The organism is Lentzea tibetensis (assembly GCF_007845675.1).
Lineage (GTDB): Bacteria > Actinomycetota > Actinomycetes > Mycobacteriales > Pseudonocardiaceae > Lentzea > Lentzea tibetensis.
In genome coordinates, this window is sequence record NZ_VOBR01000004.1 from 1 (window position 1) to 20,642 (window position 20,642).

Below are 20,642 nucleotides of genomic sequence, written 5' to 3' on the forward strand. Positions count from 1 at the left end.
AGGCCTTCACCAGCAACACCGAGCGCACTGCCGCCCTTGCTCCCTGGCTCGAGTACTACAACACTCGACGCCGCCACAGCGCGCTCGGAGGCTGCCCGCCCATCAGCCGACTGTCACCAACCTGATGACCAGATACATCTAGTGCGGTAGCTGGGTCTTGGCCAGCCGCACGGCCAGTTCCTCGACTTCGCGACCGGGGGCGTTCACCACCGGACGCCCCTTCGCGTCGCGGTTGGTGCCCCACGCGCTGACCTCGAGCACGAGGAGGAGCTTCTTCACTTGAGCGCCGCTGCCACTTCCTCGGCGGCGCGCACCACGTGCGGACCGACGACGTCGCCGTCCAGCTTCTCCAGCGCCACCACGCCGACGGACGCCCGCAGTCCGGGCACGCCGCGCACGGGGGCGGCGACGCCGTACGCACCGGGCTGCAGCTCACCGGTGGAGCTGACCCAGCTGTCGGTGTGCAGCGAGATCGCCTTGCCGGCGGCCCCGCGGTGCACGGGATGCCGCGACCCCACGCGATACCCGACGTGGAACGCGGTCCACGAAGGCTCGACCACGGCAACGGCCTGAGCCTCGGACCCGTCCGCCACGGTCAGGTGCGCGGTGGCCCCGACCTTCTCGGCCAACGCGCGCAGAGCGGGGTTGGCGGCCATCCGCAGCTGCGGCAGGACGTTCGACGCCAGCCGCAGCACCCCGAGTCCGAGCCGCACCTTGGAGCCCTCGCGCCGCACCAGTCCGCGGGACTGCAACGGCACCAGCAGCCGGTAGACCGCCGCCCGCGACGCACCGATCGCCGCCGCGAGCTCGGAGATCGACGGTGCTTCGGACTCGGCCTCGGCGACGGCCTGGAGCAGGGCGAGGCCCCGTTCCAGCGTCAGCGAGCTCTCCTTGGTGGCTCCGACCATCACGCGCTCCGAACCGTCCCGACCACCTCGGCCAGTCCGACGACGGAACCTCCCTCGCCGGGCGCGGTCGCGGTGAGCGTCACCGTGTCGTCGTCCTCGAGGAACGACCGCGAGGAACCGTTCTTCAGCCAGAACGGGTCCTTGCCGCCCCACGACAGTTCGAGGAACGACCCGCGCTCGTCCTTCTCCGGACCGGAGACCGTGCCGGATGCGAAGAGGTCTCCTGGCCGAACCGTAGCCCCGTTGACGGTCATGTGCGCGAGCTGTTGCACGAACGTCCACGACATCGTGCGGAACGGCGGGCGCGCGACCACGGTGTCGTTGAGGGTGACCTCGATGTTGATGTCGAGGCCCCACGGCTGGTCGCACTTCAGGTAGTCCTGCACCGGGTGGTCGAACGCGGGCGGCGCCACGCGCGCCACCGAGAACGCCTCCAGCGGCGTGATCCACGCGCTGATCGACGTCGCGAACGACTTCGCCAGGAACGGGCCGAGCGGCTGGTACTCCCACGCCTGGATGTCGCGCGCGGACCAGTCGTTCACCAGTGCCACGCCGAAGACGTGCTCGGCCGCGCGCGAGGTCGAGACGCGCGAGGCGACCGGGCCGCCGCACACGAAGCCGACCTCGGCCTCGATGTCGAGCCGCTCGGACGGTCCGTGGACGATGCCTTCGGGCGTGCGCCGCTGGCCGGACGGCCGCACGACGTCCGTACCCGAGACGTACACCGTGCCGGCGCGGCCGTGGTAGCCGATCGGCAGGTGCGTCCAGTTCGGGGTGAGCGCGTCGCCGTCGGGCCGGAACATCCGGCCGACGTTCTCCGCGTGGTGGCGCGACGAGTAGAAGTCGACGTAGTCCGCGACCTGGAACGGCAGCACCGCGGTGTCGATCGGCACCAGCGAGGCACCGCGCGGCGCGGACGCCGACGCGACGATCTCACGCAGCCGGGCGCGCAGCTCGCTCCACACCGGGCGGCCCGCGGCCAGCAGCGGGTTGAGCGAGTCACCGGAGACCAGGTCGCCGATGCGCGGGCCGAGTGCGAGCCCGCGCAGCGGCAGCGCCGAGTCGCCGACGCGGATCGCGACGCCTTCCGCGACCACGCCGTACGGCAGGGTCTGCGGGCCGAACGGCTGGTCCTCGCTGAACGCGGCGTCGCCGATCCAGCTCACAGCAGCCCCAGCTCGGACAGGTCCTGCACCGGCTCGGACAGCGAGCACGAGCCGTACGACGCGAAGACGCCGCGCACCGCGTGCGCCGCCTGGTCGGACAGCGCTGAGGCCTCCTTGGTGAGGGCCTCGGCGTCCGTGCTGGCCAGCGCCTCGCGGACGTCCTTGCCCGCGAGCGAACGCGCGGTCGCGACGAGGAGGTTCAGGAATCCGTGGTGGGTGAAGCCCTGCTCGTCGGAGTGCCGCACCGCCCGGTGCAGACCGGCGGTCGCCTTGAACGCCACGCCGCCGCCGCTGACGACGGACAGGAAGTCCGCGACCTCGTCGACGCTCGGGAAGTTCTCCTGGCTGAGTCCGCCGCAGCGGAGCTTGGGCCAGCTGCCGTGCTCGATCACGCGCTGCACGCCGTCCAGCCACTCGGCGCCACCGCGCCGCGGTTCGACGACGCGGATGACGTCCTCGGGCACGAACTCGGACACGCGCTCGAGCCACACCTCGTCCACATCGGACGGCGCGGGCATCTCGACCATGCGCAGCGCCAGCAACTCACTGCGCGACTCGACGATCGAGACGGCCTTCGGCACACCGCCGAGGCCCGTGTCGATCACGAGGGAGAGCGCGAGCGGCTTCACCGGCTTCACCTTGATCAGCTCGGTGATGAGCTCGGCGAGCCGCGAGGCCGGACACAGGAAGAGCCCCATGACACCGGACCACTCACCGACTCGCCCGTCCAGGTGCTGACGCACCGCGTCGGGCATGGCCGCGTTCCCCGGAGGGAAGAGCGCGGCGTCGTCTACAAGCCTTGCCAGCAGGGGCGGAGTACCGCGCGGACCGGGCGCACGAAGTTCGACAGCGCTTGACACGGCTGACACGCTAGCCGTGTACCGGCAACTGAACAAAGATGTCCGTTAATCGAACGCCCGGAGAGAGCGATGGCTTACTACCGCCAGGTCGGGGAGATCCCCCGAAAGCGCCACACCCAGTTCCGCAAACCGGACGGTGGCCTCTACGCGGAAGAGCTGATGGGAGTCGAGGGTTTCTCGAACGATTCGGCACTGCTCTACCACCGGTACCTGCCCACCGCGATCGTCGCCGCCGAGGTCGTCAAGGACGAGCGCGGACCCGTCTCCCCCAACCTTCCCCTGAAGCCCCGCCACTTCAAGACAGGCGACCTGACCTGGGCCTCCGACGAGGTCGACGCCGTCACCGGGCGGCGCAAGCTGTTCGGCAACCCGGACGTGGCGATCAACTTCGTGCGCGCGTCCGCGCCGTCGCCGCTGTACCGCAACGCGTTCGGCGACGAGCTGCTCTACGTCCAGACGGGCGCGGGCGTGATCGAGACGATCTACGGCGCGCTGACCGTCGGCGACGGCGACTACGTGGTGATCCCGACGTCCTGCACCTACCGGGTCGTGCCGTCCCAGCCCATGAACATCCTGGTGCTGGAGGCGACCGGGCACATCGGGCCGCCCAAGCGCTACCTGTCAGCCAAGGGGCAGTTCCTGGAGCACTCGCCGTTCTGCGAGCGCGACCTCCGCGGGCCGTCCGCGCCGCTGCTCGTCGAAGGCGAGGACGTCGACGTGCTCGTGCGGCACCGCGCGGGCATCACGAAGTTCACCTACGCCAACCACCCGTTCGACGTCGTCGGCTGGGACGGCTGCCTCTACCCGTGGGCGTTCAACGTCCGCGACTTCGAGCCGATCACCGGCCGCGTGCACCAGCCGCCGCCCGTGCACCAGACGTTCGAGGGCCCGAACTTCGTCGTGTGCTCGTTCTGCCCGCGCAAGGTCGACTACCACCCGCTGGCCGTGCCGGTGCCGTACAACCACGCGAACGTCGACTCCGACGAGCTGATGTTCTACGTCGGCGGCAACTACGAGGCGCGCAAGGGTTCGGGCATCGGCATCGGCTCGATGTCGCTGCACCCGTCCGGCTGCACGCACGGCCCGCAGCCCGGCGCGGTGGAGGCGTCGCTCGGCGTCGACTACTTCGACGAGACCGCGGTCATGGTCGACACCTTCCGCCCGCTGGAGCTCGGCGAGGCCGCCGAGGCCTGCGAAGACCCCGGCTACGCCTGGACGTGGGCCCGCCGCTGATTTTTTGTCGGTGCCGGGTAATAGCGTTCAGGTGTGAGACCACGGTTGGTTCCCGGACGCTGGCAGGGGCTCGGCTCGTCCCCGCCCGTGCGGTGGGGCCTGTACTCGGGCAGCGGCAAGGTGCCGTACCAGGTGTGCGTCGACCTGGCCGCGGGCACCGCGAAGTGCAGCTGCCCGTCCCGGCAGTACCCGTGCAAGCACGCGGTGGGGCTGCAGGAGCTGGAACCGCCGGAGGCGCTGCCGCCGCCGTGGGTGGAGGAGTGGACCACCCGCAGGCGGCGCGAGCCTCTCGACGACTCTCCTGAGGCGGTGGAACGCCGTGCGCGCGCACGGTCGGCGCGCGTGGAGGCGCGGTCGTCGGCCATGGCGGGCGGCGTGGCCGGCCTGTCGGACTGGCTCGTGGACGTCGCAGGGGCGGGCACGGCGTCGCTGCCGGGTCGCAACGCGGCGTGGTGGGGGAACATCACGGCCCGCATGATCGACGCGCAGACACCCGGCCTGGCCTCGGCCGTGGCAGACCTGCAGGAGGTCGTCGCGCGCGGCGGCCCGCACTGGACGGTCGAGGCCGCGGACCGGCTCGGTTCGCTGCACCTGATGACGCGCGTGCAGCCGCCGTGGCGGCTGGGCCTCACGGTGACCGAGGAGAGCGTGAAGTCCGCCGAGGGGTGGTCGGACCGCTGGATCCCGTTGATGCGCGCGGAGAGCGACGACGGGCGCGTGCGCACGATCCGGCAGTGGGCGTGGGGCAGGCAGCGCGGCGAGTGGGTCGTCGGCGTGCGGCACTCGGCGATCGGCGTGCCGGTGCCGCTGTTGCCGCACGGGATGGAGAGCGCAGCAGAGCTGCACCCGTACCCCGGCGCGGCGCCTTTTCGCGTCGCACTGGGCGAGCTGGTGGGCAGCAGGACACCCGAGCCGATCCCGGTCGCGCCGTCGTGGCGGGGCGGGCTCGCCGGGCTGGAACCGTTGATCGCGGGTGATCCGTTCGCGCGGCTGTTCCCGTTGACGTGCGCGTCGGTGCGGTTCGCCGGCGGGCACCTGGTCGACGCCGAACGCCGCGGCGTGGCGGTGCGGGACGACGGCGCGCTCGACACGGCGCTGGCGATCACCGGTGGCGCCGCGTTCGACGCGTGGGGGCTGTGGGACGGTCGCGCTTTCCGCGTCGGTGCCGTGGCGTCGCCGGGCGGACCGCCGGAGGTGGTCGGATGAGGCAGCGGTGGCACGAGACCGTGCAGGCGCTGCTCGTCGGCACGAACCGGGGCGGCGGCGATCCGGTGCGGCTGCTCGACGACTGCGCCGCGTTCGGCGTGGCCGCGTTCGGTGCGACCGTGCCGCCGGTCGTCGACGCGCTGCCGATCGCCGAGGCGCCTCCGACGCCGAACCTGCCGAACCAGGCGGCGGTCGCCGTGCTGGACGCGGTGCTCGGCCTGGACGACGAGGTGCTGCTGACCGAGTGGTGCGCGCTGGCCAGGGCGCACCGGGTCGTCGCGGAGCACCGCAAGCTGCCGGTGCTGCTCGCGATCGGCACCGCCCGTCCCGGTCTGCGCGCGGCGATCACCGAGGTGCTCGGGCCACGCGGCCGCTGGCTCGCCGCGACCCGTGAGGGCTGGGCGTGGGCGCTGGGTTCGCCGCAGGCGGTCGAGGAGATCCCGCTCGACGACGTGCTCGATCTGCCGAGCGCGCAACGGGTTCGCGCGCTGCGCCGCAAGCGGGCGTTCGATCCGGCGGGCACCGGTGCGTTCATCACCGAGCAGTTCGACGTCCAGCGCCGCGCGTCCGACCGCCAGGTGCTGGTGAGCGCGCTGGAGATCGGGCTCGGGGTCGATGACGAGGAGCTGCTGGAGCTGGCGCTCGACGACCGGTCGAGCGCCGTGCACGACGAGGCGTTGCGGCTGCTGCGCAAGTTGCCGGGCAGTTCACTGGCGCAGCGCGCCGAGGACCGGCTGGGGCGCGGGCTCTGGCTCACCGACGACGGCTTCGACGTGCAGACCGACGAGCTGTGGACGCGTCAGCCGGACGCCGGCGAAGAGCGCGACCTGATGCGGGACGGCTCGGAGAAGGGCGTCGCCGGCCGGATCAGGGGTGCGGCGGCGAGCGTTCCGCCGAGTCACTGGACCGCTCGGCTGGAGACGGACGAGGCCGGTGCGGCGCGGGTGCTGCGGCAGGGCACGTGGGCGTCGGCGCTGCTGCGCGGCGTCGCGGACCGGCTGGGCGCGGCGCACGACCCGCGGCCGTGGGCGGTAGCGGCGGCGCAGACGCTGACCGGCATGGAGCAGCTGGAGATGCTGGGCGCGCTGCCGGACGAGGTCGCCGAGCAGGCTGTGGTCGCGGTGTCGGCGAGCTGGAACTACGACCTGCTCGACCACGCGTGCGCGCAGCTGCCGTCGCCGTGGTCGGCGGAAACCACGCGGGCGCTGCTGCACCGGTACGCGGCCCTGCCCGATCCGCGCTGGCGCCGCGGCCGTCCGCCGTCGGTGCTGCTGGCGCGCGGTGACGCGGACGTGCTCGGCGCGCAGTGGGCCGTGCTGACCGAGCGTTGGCCGGAGAACACGCTGGAGCTGGAAGTGCTGCGCCTGCGGATGAAACTTCGCGAGTCGTTCAACCAGGAGGACATGTGACCGCCGTGCTCAGGCCGACGGCCGAACAGGAGTACGCCGCCGAGCTCACCGCGCTCGCGGCCGCCGACGACAGGCAGCGCCCGTCGAACTGGCGGCTCTCGCCGCAGGCGGTCGTGACGTACGTGCTCGGCGGGACGCTCCCGGACGGCACGGTGATCACGCCGAAGTACGTGGGCGAACGGCGGCTCGTCGAGATCGCGGTCGGCACCCTGGTGACCGACCGCGCATTGCTGCTCGTCGGCGTTCCAGGCACGGCGAAGTCGTGGCTGTCCGAGCACCTGGCGGCGGCGATCAGCGGCGACTCGACGCTCGTCGTGCAGGGCACGGCCGGGACGTCGGAGGACCAGGTGCGCTACGGCTGGAACTACGCGCGCCTGATCGCGGAGGGCCCGTCGGAGAACGCGCTGGTGCCGTCGCCGGTGCTGCGCGGCATGCGGACCGGCGCGGTGGTGCGCGTCGAGGAGCTGACCCGCATGCCGTCCGAGGTGCAGGACTCGTTCATCACCGTGCTGTCCGAGAAATCGCTGCCGGTACCGGAGCTGAACACGCAGGTGCAGGCGGTGGCGGGCTTCACGGTGATCGCGACGGCGAACGACCGCGACCGCGGCGTGAACCAGATGTCGTCGGCGCTCGCGCGGCGCTTCAACACCGTGGTGCTGCCGCCGCCCGCGACCGAGGACGCCGAGGTGGACATCGTGGTGGCACGGGCGACCCAGCTCGGCAAGGCGTTGGAACTGCCAGCCGAGCCGCCGGCTCTGGACGAGGTGCGCCGGGTCGTGCGGATCTTCCGCGAGCTGCGCAACGGGTCCACCGTGGACGGCCGGACGCAGCTGAAGTCGCCGAGCGGCAGCCTGTCGACGGCCGAGGCGATCTCGGTGATCGCGTCGGGCATGGCGATGGCCGGTCACTTCGGCGACGGCAGGCTCGGTGCGGACGAGCTCGCGTCCGGGCTGCTCGGTGCGGTGGTGAAGGACCGGGTGTCGGACGCGGCGGTGTGGCATGAGTACGTGGAGACGGTGCTGAAGGAGCGTGCCGAGTGGCGTGACCTCTACCGCGCCTGCCAGGACCTGGTTTCGTGACCGATCGGGTCACGCTGCTGGGAATCCGGCACCACGGGCCCGGCTCGTCCCGCATGGTCGCGGCGGCGCTGGAGCGCGTGCGCCCTTCCGTGGTCCTCATCGAAGGCCCGCCGGAAGCGGACGCGTTGCTGCCGCACGTCCCGTCGCTGACGCCGCCGGTCGCCGTGCTGCTGCACGACGAGTCGGACCCGTCGTCGGCCGCGTTCTGGCCGTTCGCCGAGTTCTCGCCGGAGTGGCAGGCGCTGCGCTGGGCTGCTTCGAACGACGTCCCGGTGCGCTTCTTCGACCTGCCCGCCGCGGCGTCGCTGTCCGCCGACTCGGCTTCGGGCGGCTCGGTCGACCCGATCGCGCTGCTGGCCGAGGCCGCCGGATTCGACGACCCCGAGCGGTGGTGGGAGGACGTCGTCGAGCACAGCGCGAGCGACCCCATCTCGCTGGCTTCCGCGGTGGCCGAAGCGATGTCCGGGGTGCGCTCGTCGCTGGTGGAAGGCGTGTCGGGCGTGGTCGGGGAGCACACGTTGCGCCGCGAGGCGTTCATGCGTCGGTCGCTGCGTCAGGCGCTGAAGGACTTCCCCGGTGAGGTCGCCGTCGTGTGCGGCGCGTGGCACGTGCCCGCGCTGACGGGACCGCTGCCGACGGCCACCTCGGACAACGCGCTGCTGAAGGGCCTGCCCCGGCGCAAGGTGTCCGGCACGTGGGTGCCGTGGAGCCACGGCCAGCTGGCCGCCGAGTCCGGCTACGGCGCCGGCGTCGACTCGCCCGGCTGGTACGCGCACCTGTGGGAGCACCGCTCGGACGTCGTGCCGCGCTGGTTCGCCCGCGCGTGCAGCGTGCTGCGCTCCGAAGACCTGCCCGCGTCCACGGCGTCGGCCGTCGAGGCGGTCCGGCTCGCGGACGTGCTGGCCGCACTGCGCGGACGCCCGTCGCCCGGCCTGTCCGAGGTGACCGACGCGGCGCTCGCGGTGCTGTGCGGCGGCGACGAGGTGCCGTTGCGCCTGGTGCACCGCAAGCTCGTCGTGGGCGAACGGCTCGGCTCGGTGGGCGACGACGTGCCGCGCTCGCCGCTGGCCGCGGACCTGGCGCGGCTGCAGAAGCGGCTTCGGTTGCCACCGCAGCTGGAGCCGAAGCAACTGCGGCTCGACCTGCGCAAGGAGAACGACCGGGAGCGCTCGAAGCTGTTGCGGCGCCTGGAGGTGCTCGGCGTGCCGTGGGGCAAGCCGGACCGGACGAACTCGCTGGGCACGTTCGCCGAGATGTGGCAGCTGGCGTGGAACCCGGCGTTCGCGGTGTCGGTGGCCGTCGCCGCACGCCACGGCACGACCGTCGCGTCCGCATCGGAGACCGTGCTGCGCCAGCAGGCCGACGAGGCCGACCGCGTCGCCCGCGCGGCCGAGGTGCTCGCGCGGGCGGTGGGATGCGAACTGCCCGAGGCCGTCGAGGCCGGCCGGGTGGCTCTCGACCGCTGCGCCGCGGCGGCGACGGACGCCCTGGAGTTGCTGGCCGCGCTGCCCGAGCTCGCGCGGACCGTCCGGTACGGCTCGGTGCGCGGCACGGATCCCGAGCTGCTGCGGGTCGCACTGCACGGCCTGCTCGCCCGCGGTGCGGTCGGCCTGCCGCTTGCATGCCGCGGCGTCGACGACGAGACCGCCGAGCAAGCACTGTCCGTTGTGGACGGTGCACACGAGGCGGTGCGCCTGGGCGCCGACGAGCCTCACCAGCAGACCTGGTGGGCGGCACTGGCGAAGCTCGCCGCGACACCGGACGCGCACGGCCTGCCGACCGGCCGGGCGACCCGCCTGCTGTGGGAGGCGGGCGAGCTGGACGGCGACGCGGTCGCGGCGAAGCTGCACCGCTCCGTGGCGACCGCGTTCGTGGCGGGCTTCCTGCGCGGCTCGGCGACGCTGCTCGCGGCGGACCAGCGACTGTTCGGGTTGATCGACGACTGGCTGACGACGTTGCGCACCGCGGACTTCGACGACGCGCTGCCGCTGCTGCGCAGGGCGATCAGCGACTTCAGCCCGGCCGAGCGGCGGCTGCTCGGCGAGCGGGTGTCGGCGGGCGCCGTCGAGCCGGTCGACGACGAGTGGGACGAGGCCATCGCCCAACGGCTGGCCACGCACGTGCGGGAGCTGCTGGCATGAACACGCCCGATGATCGCGAGTTGTCCACAACCGCTCAGTTGTCCACAGATCGCCGAATGACAGTTTCCGCAGGTCAAGGGCCGGTAGACTGGAGCAGGGGACGCCCCCCAGGGCGGGCGGGGGCTGCTTTGCGGGCGGCGAACAGCACAACCACGCCTGCTGCGACACCGCGCACCGCGCCATCGCCGGGCTGCGCAACCCCGCCATCAGCGCACTGCGCCAAGCCTGAGCCACCAACATCACCACCACACTCCGACGCAGAGCCACAAACGCCACGCGGCCACTGCTCGGAATCCCCGCCCGACCAACACAACGACTTTGCAGGAACCCTGCCGAGACGGGCCGAGACGGTCGTCGGCTCGTGGAAGCAGCGCGGCGGGCGCGCGGCTGGGCGGGTGGCGGCGTGAGCGAACGGTTGCGGCGGTGGCGGTTGCTCCTCGGCCCGAGCGCCGAGGAGATCTCCGCGCTGGGCGAGGACGACCAGCACCGGGACGCGGCGCTGACCGGCCTGTACGGCGGCGGCGAGCGCGGCGCTGGCCTGGGCGGCAGCCAGCCGCAGCTGCACCGCTGGTTGGGTGACGTGCGCAAGTACTTCCCGACCAGCGTCGTGCAGGTGATGCAGCGGGACGCGGTGGAGAAGCTCGGCCTGAAGCAGCTCCTGCTCGAACCCGAGCTGCTGGCGACGGTCGAGCCGGACGTGAACCTCGTCGGCACGCTGCTGTCGTTGTCGCAGGCGATTCCGGCTCGCACGCGCGAAACGGCGAAAGCGGTGGTGCGCAAGGTCGTCGAGGACGTCGAGCGGCGCATCGCGGACCGGCTGGTCGAGGCGGTGCGCGGCGCGGTCGACCGGTCGCAGCGCACGCGCAGGCCGCAGCTGGCCGACGTCGACTGGAACGCGACGATCAGGGCGAACCTGAAGAACTACCAGCCGCAGCACGCGACGGTCGTCGTCGAGGACCTGGTCGGGTACCGGCGACGCAGTCGGACGGCGGCGCTGCGGGACGTGGTGCTGCTGGTCGACCAGTCCGGGTCGATGGCCGAGTCGCTGGTGCACGCGGCGGTGCTGGGTTCGGCGATGGCGTCGATCCGGTCGCTCAGCACGAAGCTCGTCGTGTTCGACACCGAGGTCGTCGACCTGACCGACCAGCTGAGCGACCCGGTCGACGTGCTGTTCTCCGCGCAGCTCGGCGGTGGGACGGACATCAACCGCGCGGTCGCGTACGGGCAGACGCTGATCAGTCGGCCGACGGACACGACGGTCGTGCTGATCACCGACCTCTACGAGGGCGGCTCCGAGCACGAGCTCCAGCGGCGGGTCAGGGAGATGGTGGCGAGCGGCGTGACCGTGGTGGTGCTGCTGGCGTTGAGCGACAGCGGCACCCCGTCGTACGACCACGAGCTGGCGGCGAAGCTCTCGGCCATCGGCGCGCCCGCGTTCGCGTGCACGCCGGACAGGTTCCCCGAGCTGATGGCCGCGGCGCTGCGCAAGGACGACCTCACGGCGTGGGCGGAGGACGAGGGGATCGCGGTGCGCCGCTAGCGGACGACGATGCGGCCGAGCGTCAGGAACGGGCGGCCGGACGTGATGACCACGGCGCGGCCGCGGTCGTCCGGACCAGCCAGCCACACCCGCCGCGAGTGCCGCACGAGCACGCGCACCCGTTCAGGCATCTCGGGCAGCCGCAGGTAGGAGCGGTCGGAGCCGTCCATCTCCAGGTAGGCGGACCGGCCGATCCGGCGACCGGGCACGAAGTGGACGTCGACGGGACGCCACTCCCGCGCGGACATCAGGCGGCGGACCTTGCGGCGGGCGATCAGGTGCCGCAGGCCGGGAGCGGCCAGCTCGATGATCACCGGTACGGACACCACGGCGATCCACGGCACGCCGATGACCATCACGACCACGCCGCACGCCAGTGCGAGACCGAGGAACTTGGCCGCGCGCCGGTCTGCCCCCGCCAGGCAGTTCCCGCTCCACGAGTCCAAGTCCACATCTCCTGAGGTTTCCGGCCAGATGATCAACGAAACACCCTCGCCTCGAAAAGACGGGGTACACCTCGGAACGTGACCACGGTGTTGCCGCGCGAGTCCGGCGCGACGAGCCACACGCGACGGTGACGTGTGACACGGCTGCGGGCCAGCGGGCCGACGCGCACGGACAGCATCAGCGGGGGCGAGCCGAGCACCACGAGCCTGCCGCCCTCCCACCGAGCTTCGGCGAACTGCCAGGGTTCGCCCGCCGGTAATCGCAGCGGGCGGCGACGCAGCACGACGAAGAGCACGACGGCCGCGAAGATCAAGAGGACGAAGGCCAGCGCCGACGACCAGGAGAGGACGAAGACCAGCACCAACTGCAGCCCGAAGGCGCTGATCGCGGCCAGCGTCCACCAGAGCGCGCGCCGACTTGCGCGGTCCAGGCAGTGCTGGGTCCACTGGTCTTTCACAGCCGCCCTGTCGGTGGACGGCTTGTTCGGCACGACCACGGCAACCTCCACCCGACACGGTACAGCGGAGGCTTCCGTCGAGTGGCGAAGCTAAGTTAGCCTTGCCTAACTATGAGCGACACCGAGACACGGCGGCCGCCGGCGCCACACCCGGCCGAACGCGCGCGCACCATCGCTGCGCGCAGTGGTCCTGCCGCGCTGCTTCCGCAGTCCGGCACGCGGACCAGCCCGTTGCTGCATCACGTGCACCCCTGCGGCACGACGGTGTTGCTGCTCCCCGACTCCCACCCATTGGTCGCGACGCTGTGGCAGACGCCACGTGCCGAGGCGACCGCGATGCTCGAGATCGCCGACCAGGCGCCGGTTCCGCTGCGCGAACCGACCCGCGGGCTGCTGTGGATCACCGGCTGGGTGCAGGCGCTCGACGGCACCGCGGCGCGGGACGAGGTGCTGGCCGTCGCGGACGCCAAGCCGGACCACCGGCTGCTCGACGCGGGCAACGGCGCGACGGTCCTGCGGCTCACGCCCGCGTCGCTCGTCGTCGCGGACGCCGAGGGCACGTCGTCGCTGCGGCCGGAGCAGTTCGCGAGTGCGCAGCCGGATCCGTTCTGCGGCAGCGAGGACCACTGGCTGCGGCACCTCGAGATCGCGCACCCGGACGTCGTGAGCCAGCTCGCCAGGCACCTGCCGGACCAGCTCAAGGGCGGGAACGTGCGGCCGCTCGGCCTCGACCGGTACGGCCTGCGGCTGCGCGTCGAGGAGCTGGACTCCGATCACGACGTGCGCATCGCGTTCTCGCGACCGGTGGACACGCCCAAGGAGCTCGGCGCGGAGCTGCGCAGGCTGATGGGCTGCCCGTTCCTCACCCAGAGATCGGTGTGATCCACAGGTAACGTCGCCGCCGTGAACTGGCTGGCATCCGAACGCCCGCGCGAGGTCGAGCTGCTCCCGAACGAGGAGAAGCGCGGCTACGTGATCGAGCTGCTGATCGTCTTCAGCATGACGCTGGGGCTGTCCGGGCTGCGCAGCCTCGTGCGCCTGCTGGACAGCCTGCTCGAACCGGTGCCGCTGAACCAGCAGTCGGTCGCGATCAACGTCCCGCAGGCGCGGTTCGACCTGCTGGACCTGATCGCGCAGTTGCTCAGCGTCGTGCAGCTGGCCGCGTGGGGCGGGCTCGGCCTGTACCTGCTGTGGCGCGCGGCGATCAAGGTCGGTCTCGACCGGACCCGCATCGGGCCGGACGTGCTCGGCAGCCTCGGCCTCGCCGCGGTGATCGGCATCCCCGGCCTGGTCCTCTACTTCGTCGCGTGGCAGCTCGGCCTGAACCTGGCCGTCCAGCCATCCACTTTGGACGAGTCGTGGTGGCGCAGCGTCGTGCTCGTGCTCTACGCCGCGGGCAACGCGTGGGCCGAGGAAGTGCTGGTGGTCGGGTACTTCATCACCAGGATGCGGCAGCTGGGCCTGCGCGAGAACTCGTCGCTGCTGATCGCCGCGGTGCTGCGCGGCAGCTACCACCTCTACCAGGGGTTCGGCGGGTTCATCGGCAACGTGATCATGGGGCTGGTGTTCGGCAGGTACTGGCAGCGGACCAACCGGCTGTGGCCGTTGGTGCTCGCGCACACCATCCTCGACGTGGTGGCTTTCGTGGGCTACACGTTGTTGCGCGGCAAAGTGAGCTGGTTGCCGTAACGTTCCGATGCTACTTATCAGCTTCTGATTAACGAATCGCTGGATCTGATCCAAACGACCACCGATATCAGTCAAATTGAGGCCTGACAGGCGACGATTTGTGCTGTTCGGGGCTACCCTCATCACGTGACTGCGCACACGATCGCCGAGACCGAAGCTCGCCCTTCCGCGGCCCCCAGGGTGGACAGCGAGGTGGGGCCGCTGCGCACGGTGCTGCTGCACCGTCCAGGCGCTGAGCTGAAGCGCCTGACCCCGCGCAACAACGACCAGCTCCTCTTCGACGGCGTGCCGTGGGTCGACCGCGCGCAGGAGGAGCACGACGCGTTCGCCGGGGTGCTGACCTCGCGCGGCGTCGAGGTGCTGCTCCTGGCCGACGTGCTGGTCCAGGCGCTGGAGGACAACCGCGCGCGCATCGCGGGCATCCACAGCGCGGTGAACGAGCGCCGCCTCGGCATCGACCTGGCCGACGCGCTGCGCAGCCACCTCACCTCACTGGACGCCCCGCAGCTGGCGACCGTGCTGATGACCGGCATGACGTTCGAGGAGCTGCCCGCGGCCGAGGGCGCGTCGCTGGTGCGCAAGATGCACCACCCGATCGACTTCGCCGTCGACCCGCTGCCGAACCTGCTCTTCACCCGCGACTCGTCGGTGTGGGTCGGCGACCGCGTCGCCATCACGTCGCTGGCGCTGCCCGCGCGCGACCGCGAGACGACGCTGACCGACCTGATCTACGCCTACCACCCGCGCTTCCGCCAGACGGCCCGCGCGTACGGCGCGCACTCGGCGCCGCTGGAAGGCGGCGACGTGCTGCTGCTCGCGCCGGGCGTCATCGCGATCGGCGTCGGCGAGCGCACCACCCCGGCCGGTGCCGAGTCGTTCGCCCGCTCCGCCCTGTCCGACGGCCTCGCGCACACCGTGCTGGCGGTGCCGATCGCCCAGGAGCGCGCCACCATGCACCTGGACACGGTGTGCACGATGGTCGACCGCGACGCGGTGGTCATGTACCCGGCGATCCGCAACAACCTGTCGGCGTTCCCGCTCAAGTCCGACGGCAACGGCGGCGTGACGGTCGCGGGTCCGGTCCCGTTCCTGGACGCGGCCGCCGAGGCGATGGGCATCGAACGCCTGCGCGTGATCGACACGGGCCTCGACCCGGTGACGGCGGAACGCGAGCAGTGGGACGACGGCAACAACACGCTCGCGGTCGGCCCCGGTCTGGTCGTCGCGTACGAGCGCAACGTCGAGACGAACGAGCGCCTCGAGGCGGCGGGCGTCGAGGTGTTGCGGATCAGCGGTTCCGAGCTCGGCTCCGGCCGCGGCGGACCCCGTTGCATGTCGTGCCCGATTGACCGCGCACCGCTTGTGTGAGGAATGCCTAACCTTTGTTTGGATTACCTTTCCAAACACACGTTAGCCTTACCTGAAATGCATTGTTTGAGAATTTGGGTTACCGTACACCCATGGCCTCGAACGTGAAGAAGATTTCGCCCAAGAAGACGAAGTTCCACGAGCTGCTGCAGGCGCAGGTGGGCAACGAGTTCACCGCGTCGCAGCAGTACATCTCGCTCGCCGTGTGGTTCGACAACCAGGACCTCCCGCGCCTGGCGTCGCACTTCTACAAGCAGGCGCTCGAAGAGCGCAACCACGCGATGATGATCGTGCAGTACCTGATGGACAGCGACCTCTCGGTGACCATCCCCGGCATCCCGGCGGTGCGCAACGAGTTCAAGGAGCCGCGTGAGCTCGTCGAACTGGCGCTGACCCAGGAGAAGGAGGTCACCGACCAGATCATCGCGCTGGCGAAGACCGCCCGCGACGAGGGTGACTACATCGGTGAGCAGTTCCTCCAGTGGTTCCTCAAGGAGCAGGTGGAGGAGGTGTCGTCGATGAGCACGCTGCTGACCGTCATGGAGCGCGCCGACGGCAACATGTTCTACGTGGAGAACTTCCTCGTTCGCGAGTCCGTTGGCGACGATGGTGCCGACACAGGCGCTCCGCGCGCCGCCGGTGGCTCTCTCTGAGTTTCTTCCGCACGTTGAGTGCCTAGAAAACAGAAATGCCCGCCGCACCCCCAGTGTGCGGCGGGCATTTCCATGCGCACGGTCAGTTGTGGCAGTTCTGACCGCGGAGGTTCAGACCGATCGTGCCGCTGACGCAGCCGGGCGCCTGGGCTTGAGTCACCGGCTCGAGCGCGAACAGTCCCGACTTCTTCGCCGCGTCGAGCTGTTTTCGTTGTTCAGCGTCAGCTGACGCAGTCCTGAGTGATCAAGCGGAGCTGGGCCCCGGTCACCTTGCCGTTCTGCACCCAGAAGAAGTAGTTCACGTCGGTCTTCTCCGCCTTGAGCCGCATGGGGCCGTAATCCGTGGTGACGACCTTCGGGTAAGCCGCCTTCAGCTGCTCGAGAGTGGAGCCGATGCCAATTCCCTTGGCGGTCTGCATTCCGCCTGTCAGGTTGACCGTCGCCAGGCCGAACTGCTTGGAAATGTCGATGTGCGCGCCTTCTCGGACGGTCTTGTGCAGAGTGCACGCGCCTTCCGGTGCCTCGTTCTTCGTCAGCAGCCCGGTCTTGGTGGCCTCGTCGAGCTTGATCCCGAACTTCAGCTTCCCGTAGCCGAAGTCGTCCACCACCGCTTTGGTCTCGACGACCTTGGTCTGCGTCTCCGTGACCACCACGGTCTGCGTCGCGGGCTGCACGGGAGCCGCGGGCGAGGTCGCCGACGTCGTGGTGGTCGTGGTCTCGGTGCCGGTGGCCGCGACGTTCTTCGCCGGCTCGGACGTGCACGCGGTGAGCGCGATACCGGCGATGGCGGTGACGATCAGAGCCTTGACGGTGTTCTTCATTTTCTTTCTCCCCCAGTTTGTTTTGACACTTGGAAGACGCTGGCACAGCTGAGCGGTTGCCAAGAAGTTCGTCACGAAAAAGTCACGGCAAACAAGAACGATTTGGGCAGCACAAAACACCCGCCCGGAAGCGGGTGTATTTGTGATCAGATCAGCTCAACGTGCAGTCTGAATTCTTCAGCTCCATGCGAACGCCTGAGATCTTTTGCGCGCCGTCAACGGAGAACACATATCGCCAGGCCGGTTCGCCCGGCATGTCGACGGCGAAACCAGAACCCTGGGGCACGGCCGCCGGGTACTTGGCCTTCAGCTCGGCGACGGTCGAACCCGCCCCGATCGCGGCCGACGTCTTGGCGAAACCGGGCAGCCTGATCCGCGCGACGCCGTGGCTCGGCGAGAGCACCACGGCTGCCTCGTCGGCAGGAACGCTCTCCGACCGGTACCCGGCGCACGGGCCGAGCGCGGTGTTCGACGGCTGGACCAGCACGCCGGACGCGAGCGCGTCGGCCTGCGACATCCCGAGCTTGAGCTTCCCGTAGCCGGCCGGGACGTTGTTGCTGTTCGGGGCGTTCCCGGCGGGCGGCTCTTCCACGGTCACCGTGACTGTGTGCGTCTGCGTGATGATCACCGGCGGCGGCACCGAGGCGGAGGAGGACGTGGGCGGCGTGGTCGTCAGCGTGCCCGACTCCGCGGGCGGCAGGCTCTGCGAGCCGCCGATGTTCGCCACCGCGAAACCTCCCGCGGCGAACACGGCGAACACGAAGGCACCGGTGACCGCGTTGCGGCGCCTGCGGATGCGGCGCGCCCCGCCGACGATCTCCTCGTCGATGCCGGGCTTGACCGCCACGTCCAGCCGGTCGTCGTGGAAGAGCCTGCGCAGCTCGTCGTCGAGATCCACGGTCAGTCCCTCCCCAGTTTCGTCCGCAGTGTGGCCATGGCCTTGCTGTTCTGACTCTTCACGGTGCCCTTGGACACGCCGAGCGCGGCCGCGATCTCCGCCTCGGACAGCCCTTCGTAGAAACGGAGCACGACGACGGCGCGCTGGCGCGGCGGGAGGTCCCGCAACGCCTGCCACAGCGGCTCGTGCTCCAGCCGGTTCACGTCGTGGAACGCGGTCTCCGGGAAGTCGGAGACCAGGTTCTCCTTGCGCCGGCGGCGCCACACGCTCACGTGCGTGTTCGCCATCGCGCGCCGCACGTAGGCGAGGGGCTCGTCGCCCTTGCCCAGCACGGACTGCCAGCGCGAGCCGACCTTCTCCAGCACCGACTGCACGAGATCCGCCGCGTCGTGCGGATTCCCGGTCAGCGCATGGCCGTAGCGGAGCAGGCCCGGCAAAGACATCCGGACGAACTCAGCGAAGTCCCCCACGATCTCCGCTCTTTCCCCGCCGCGTTCGACGGTCCATTCAGCGTGCAGCACCGCCGTCACGGCTTCGCCCCCTTCCCGCACTCTGTCGTCGGGAAGGTCACGCTCGAGCCGTGCCGGCGGTTGCCGCCAGCTTTGTCACAGAATGGTCACGGCCTCCGGCGCCCGGAACTCCCCGTTCTCGGACGGCGGGAACTCGTGCACGGCGACGACGGCCTCAACCGGAATCGTGCCGTACACGTGCGGGAACCACACGCCGGAGGGGTGCTCCGGCCGGCCCGGTTCCCATTTCACCGGTGCGTCGACCCGCGCGGGGTCGACGACCAGCAGCAGGAGATCGGTGCGCCCGCGGAAGATCGCGTTGGCGGGCAGGTGCACGCTCCCGATGTCCGAGCAGTGCACGAAGCCGACCTCGGCGAGCGAGGGCGCGCTGATCTCCCCCGCGTCCTGGGCGTGCGCCCAGTCGTCGCGGGAGGTGATGTGCAGGATCACTTATCCACACCCCCTGTGGACAACCCTGTGGACAAGGTCAGCGGATGGTGATCTGCCTGCCGCGCAGGCCCTCACGCGCGCGCCGCTCGGCGTCGTTGAGCTGCTCGTCGCTGCTCATCGCCTCCAGCAGGCGCTTGCCGAGCGCCTCGGCGGGCGACGCCCACTCGCGGGCGTGCATCTCGCGGTCGAGGTCCCACACCGGCACGAGCAGGCCGTGCGCGCGGAACGAGCCCGCGTACCGGGAGCCTTCGCCGAGGTCCAGCTCACCGCGGGCGGCCAGCCGGGCCATGCCGTTGAGCAGCTGCTCCTCCGGCTCAGGGCGGACCCAGCGCAGGTGCGCCTTGTCGCCTGCGTCGACCCAGTAGGCGGCCTTCACGCCCGGCGCGTCGAGGCGCTCGGTCGGCAGGATCGCGGCGTTCGCGCGCTCCAGCGACAGCGCGACGTCACCGGTCGGCTCGGTCTCCTCCGGCAGCCACCAGGTGAAGTCGGCGTGCAGCTCGGGAACGATGTCCGCGTCGGCGTCGAGCAGGTCCTGCAGGCGGCCGGGGTTCTCGTCGGTGTCCGGACCGACCACGGGCAGCACGTCGCCGGACTTGGCGTCCTTCGCCCACATCACCGCGCGGGCGAGGTCGCGGCTCACGTCGCCGGACCGGGTCTGCACCTGGAGGCCGACGAACGGCACGTCGTCACCGCGGACGAGGCCGGCGGCGGCCATCGGCAGCACGGTCGCGAGCGTGACCTCACCGTCCTTGAGCGGCAGCTTCACGGTCGCGGACGGCACGAACTCGCGCAGCGCGATCAGCTCGCACTCGCTGGCCAGTCCCTCGAACGGGCGGGAGACGATCACGTCCGCCGGGCCGCCGGAGGAGCCGTGGCACGCCTTGTACCGCTTGCCGGAGCCGCACGGGCAGGGTTGGCGGGGGTTGATCCCGTCAGCCTTGGGTGCGTTCTTCACGGCAGTCCGCTTGGCCACCGGGCCCTCCTTCGTCGGTTAGGCGCTCAAGTTATCCCCGAGCAGGCGCCGCGTGTTCGCCGGGGCGTTCGTCGCGAGGAAGCGAACGCCGAGGTCGCGGCACAGTTCCACGTCCTGCTGGTCGTCGACGGTCCACACGTACGTGTCGTGGCCGTGGTGACGGCTGCGGTCGACGTAGCCGGGGTCGTCGCGCAACAAGTGCACACCGGGACCGGTGTAGTCGGCGTACGGAGGCAGCTTCCCGGTCTTGACGCGCGGGAGCAGCCGGTCGAGCAGCAGCACGGTCCTGATCTTCGGTGCCTGGTCGCGGAACGCCTTCACCGCGGTCGCCGAGAACGACATCATGATGATCTGGTCGCGGAGGCCGTGACGCTTCAGCGCCTGCGCCAGCTTCCGCTCGACCTCGTTGCGGTAGCGGACGGGATGCTTGGTCTCGACGAACAGCTCGACCTTCGTGCCCTTCACGAGGTCCAGCAGCGTGTCGAGCACGAGCAGCTCGGCGGGCTCGCCCTGGTGGCCGTAGTCGTAGGTCTTGAGCTGGTCGAGTGTCAGCGCGGAGACCGTGCCCCTGCCGTTGCTCGTGCGGGTGAGCGTGCGGTCGTGCACGCAGACGATGTGGCCGTCCTTCGAGAGGCGGATGTCGCACTCGAGCCCGTCCGCGCCCTGTTCGACGGCGAGCTCGTAGGCGGCCAAGGTGTGTTCCGCTCGGTGAGCGGACGCTCCACGGTGGGCGACGATTGCTGGCTGCACGACTGTGCACAGTAGTTCCTTCGTCACAGTTTGAGCCTTCAATCAACTTTGCATGGACGTGAGCACTCCTCTCACTTAACGTCCG

Annotated in this window: 23 protein-coding genes; 11 read left to right on the top strand and 12 right to left on the bottom strand. The window is 70.7% G+C overall.

Going from position 1 to position 20,642, the window contains the following annotated elements; translation table 11 throughout:
• The coding region (locus tag FKR81_RS06330; protein WP_146350006.1) for an integrase core domain-containing protein at positions 1-125 on the top strand (125 nt) is incomplete at its 5' end.
• A 13-nt stretch (positions 126-138) separates the two neighbouring features.
• Here FKR81_RS06330 and FKR81_RS43350 read toward each other — a convergent pair.
• The 4 genes from FKR81_RS43350 to FKR81_RS06345 are packed head-to-tail and all read right to left on the bottom strand — an operon-like array spanning position 139 to position 2,829.
• Complete coding sequence (locus FKR81_RS43350; protein ID WP_186762807.1) at positions 139-279, bottom strand: hypothetical protein; 141 nt, start codon at positions 277-279, stop codon at positions 139-141.
• The gene (locus FKR81_RS06335) at positions 276-908 is read right to left on the bottom strand and encodes an IclR family transcriptional regulator (RefSeq protein ID WP_146350007.1); all 633 of its coding nucleotides are present in this window, start codon (positions 906-908) and stop codon (positions 276-278) included. Before FKR81_RS06335 ends, FKR81_RS43350 begins: the two co-directional genes overlap by 4 nt.
• Positions 908-2,074 carry a fumarylacetoacetate hydrolase family protein gene (locus FKR81_RS06340; RefSeq protein ID WP_146350008.1) on the bottom strand — a complete coding sequence of 389 codons (1,167 nt, stop codon included), beginning with the start codon at positions 2,072-2,074 and terminating at the stop codon, positions 908-910. Before FKR81_RS06340 ends, FKR81_RS06335 begins: the two co-directional genes overlap by 1 nt.
• The gene (locus FKR81_RS06345) at positions 2,071-2,829 is read right to left on the bottom strand and encodes a hypothetical protein (RefSeq protein ID WP_146350370.1); all 759 of its coding nucleotides are present in this window, start codon (positions 2,827-2,829) and stop codon (positions 2,071-2,073) included. The genes FKR81_RS06340 and FKR81_RS06345 overlap by 4 nt, the downstream gene beginning before the upstream one ends.
• A 174-nt stretch (positions 2,830-3,003) precedes the next feature.
• Here FKR81_RS06345 and FKR81_RS06350 point away from each other — a divergent pair, with 174 nt between their 5' ends.
• The 6 genes from FKR81_RS06350 (at position 3,004) to FKR81_RS06375 (ending at position 11,542) form a co-directional block, all read left to right on the top strand.
• Positions 3,004-4,167: a homogentisate 1,2-dioxygenase gene (locus tag FKR81_RS06350; RefSeq protein ID WP_146350009.1), complete on the top strand. Its 1,164-nt coding sequence runs from the start codon at positions 3,004-3,006 to the stop codon at positions 4,165-4,167.
• 33 nt (positions 4,168-4,200) lie between these two features.
• Complete coding sequence (locus FKR81_RS06355; RefSeq protein ID WP_146350010.1) at positions 4,201-5,373, top strand: SWIM zinc finger family protein; 1,173 nt, start codon at positions 4,201-4,203, stop codon at positions 5,371-5,373.
• The gene (locus tag FKR81_RS06360; RefSeq protein WP_146350011.1) at positions 5,370-6,782 is read left to right on the top strand and encodes a DUF5691 domain-containing protein; all 1,413 of its coding nucleotides are present in this window, start codon (positions 5,370-5,372) and stop codon (positions 6,780-6,782) included. The genes FKR81_RS06355 and FKR81_RS06360 overlap by 4 nt, the downstream gene beginning before the upstream one ends.
• A complete protein-coding gene (locus FKR81_RS06365; RefSeq protein WP_222598186.1) occupies positions 6,779-7,861 on the top strand; it encodes an ATP-binding protein in 1,083 nt (360 codons plus the stop codon). The genes FKR81_RS06360 and FKR81_RS06365 overlap by 4 nt, the downstream gene beginning before the upstream one ends.
• Positions 7,858-10,002, top strand: coding sequence for a DUF5682 family protein (locus FKR81_RS06370; protein WP_235921346.1), 2,145 nt, complete (start codon positions 7,858-7,860; stop codon positions 10,000-10,002). The genes FKR81_RS06365 and FKR81_RS06370 overlap by 4 nt, the downstream gene beginning before the upstream one ends.
• A gap of 403 nt (positions 10,003-10,405) precedes the next feature.
• Positions 10,406-11,542, top strand: a complete 1,137-nt coding sequence (locus FKR81_RS06375) for a VWA domain-containing protein (protein ID WP_222598187.1) — start codon at positions 10,406-10,408, stop codon at positions 11,540-11,542.
• Here the strand turns inward: FKR81_RS06375 and FKR81_RS06380 are convergent.
• Both FKR81_RS06380 and FKR81_RS06385 read right to left on the bottom strand, forming a co-directional pair.
• The gene (locus FKR81_RS06380) at positions 11,539-11,988 is read right to left on the bottom strand and encodes a hypothetical protein (protein WP_222598188.1); all 450 of its coding nucleotides are present in this window, start codon (positions 11,986-11,988) and stop codon (positions 11,539-11,541) included. The two genes, FKR81_RS06375 and FKR81_RS06380, sit on opposite strands and share 4 nt — an antisense overlap.
• Before the next feature lie 32 nt (positions 11,989-12,020).
• Positions 12,021-12,497: a hypothetical protein gene (locus tag FKR81_RS06385; RefSeq protein WP_235921347.1), complete on the bottom strand. Its 477-nt coding sequence runs from the start codon at positions 12,495-12,497 to the stop codon at positions 12,021-12,023.
• Positions 12,498-12,557: 60 nt separating this feature from the next.
• On the opposite strand from FKR81_RS06385, the gene FKR81_RS06390 reads away from it, so the two are divergent.
• The 4 genes from FKR81_RS06390 (at position 12,558) to FKR81_RS06405 (ending at position 16,156) form a co-directional block, all read left to right on the top strand.
• Positions 12,558-13,328: a DUF2470 domain-containing protein gene (locus tag FKR81_RS06390; RefSeq protein ID WP_146350015.1), complete on the top strand. Its 771-nt coding sequence runs from the start codon at positions 12,558-12,560 to the stop codon at positions 13,326-13,328.
• Positions 13,329-13,349: 21 nt separating this feature from the next.
• Positions 13,350-14,135, top strand: a complete 786-nt coding sequence (locus FKR81_RS06395; protein WP_235921348.1) for a CPBP family intramembrane glutamic endopeptidase — start codon at positions 13,350-13,352, stop codon at positions 14,133-14,135.
• 180 nt (positions 14,136-14,315) lie between these two features.
• Complete coding sequence (locus tag FKR81_RS06400) at positions 14,316-15,503, top strand: arginine deiminase (protein WP_146350374.1); 1,188 nt, start codon at positions 14,316-14,318, stop codon at positions 15,501-15,503.
• 92 nt (positions 15,504-15,595) lie between these two features.
• Positions 15,596-16,156 (top strand): ferritin, encoded by a 561-nt coding sequence (locus FKR81_RS06405; RefSeq protein WP_146350016.1) that lies wholly within the window; start codon positions 15,596-15,598, stop codon positions 16,154-16,156.
• Between the two features lie 221 nt (positions 16,157-16,377).
• On the opposite strand, the gene FKR81_RS43355 is transcribed toward FKR81_RS06405, so the two are convergent.
• From FKR81_RS43355 to FKR81_RS06435, 6 genes are all read right to left on the bottom strand, one after another.
• Positions 16,378-16,977 (bottom strand): hypothetical protein, encoded by a 600-nt coding sequence (locus FKR81_RS43355; RefSeq protein ID WP_186762808.1) that lies wholly within the window; start codon positions 16,975-16,977, stop codon positions 16,378-16,380.
• 151 nt (positions 16,978-17,128) lie between these two features.
• Positions 17,129-17,875, bottom strand: coding sequence for a hypothetical protein (locus FKR81_RS06415; RefSeq protein ID WP_146350017.1), 747 nt, complete (start codon positions 17,873-17,875; stop codon positions 17,129-17,131).
• Between the two features lie 2 nt (positions 17,876-17,877).
• Positions 17,878-18,396: a SigE family RNA polymerase sigma factor gene (locus tag FKR81_RS06420; RefSeq protein WP_268891541.1), complete on the bottom strand. Its 519-nt coding sequence runs from the start codon at positions 18,394-18,396 to the stop codon at positions 17,878-17,880.
• 84 nt (positions 18,397-18,480) lie between these two features.
• Positions 18,481-18,834: a DUF952 domain-containing protein gene (locus FKR81_RS06425; RefSeq protein ID WP_146350018.1), complete on the bottom strand. Its 354-nt coding sequence runs from the start codon at positions 18,832-18,834 to the stop codon at positions 18,481-18,483.
• A gap of 37 nt (positions 18,835-18,871) precedes the next feature.
• Positions 18,872-19,807: a DUF5926 family protein gene (locus FKR81_RS06430; protein WP_146350019.1), complete on the bottom strand. Its 936-nt coding sequence runs from the start codon at positions 19,805-19,807 to the stop codon at positions 18,872-18,874.
• Between the two features lie 18 nt (positions 19,808-19,825).
• Positions 19,826-20,584, bottom strand: coding sequence for a glycerophosphodiester phosphodiesterase (locus tag FKR81_RS06435; protein ID WP_328593127.1), 759 nt, complete (start codon positions 20,582-20,584; stop codon positions 19,826-19,828).
• Between the last annotated feature and the right edge of the window lie 58 nt (positions 20,585-20,642).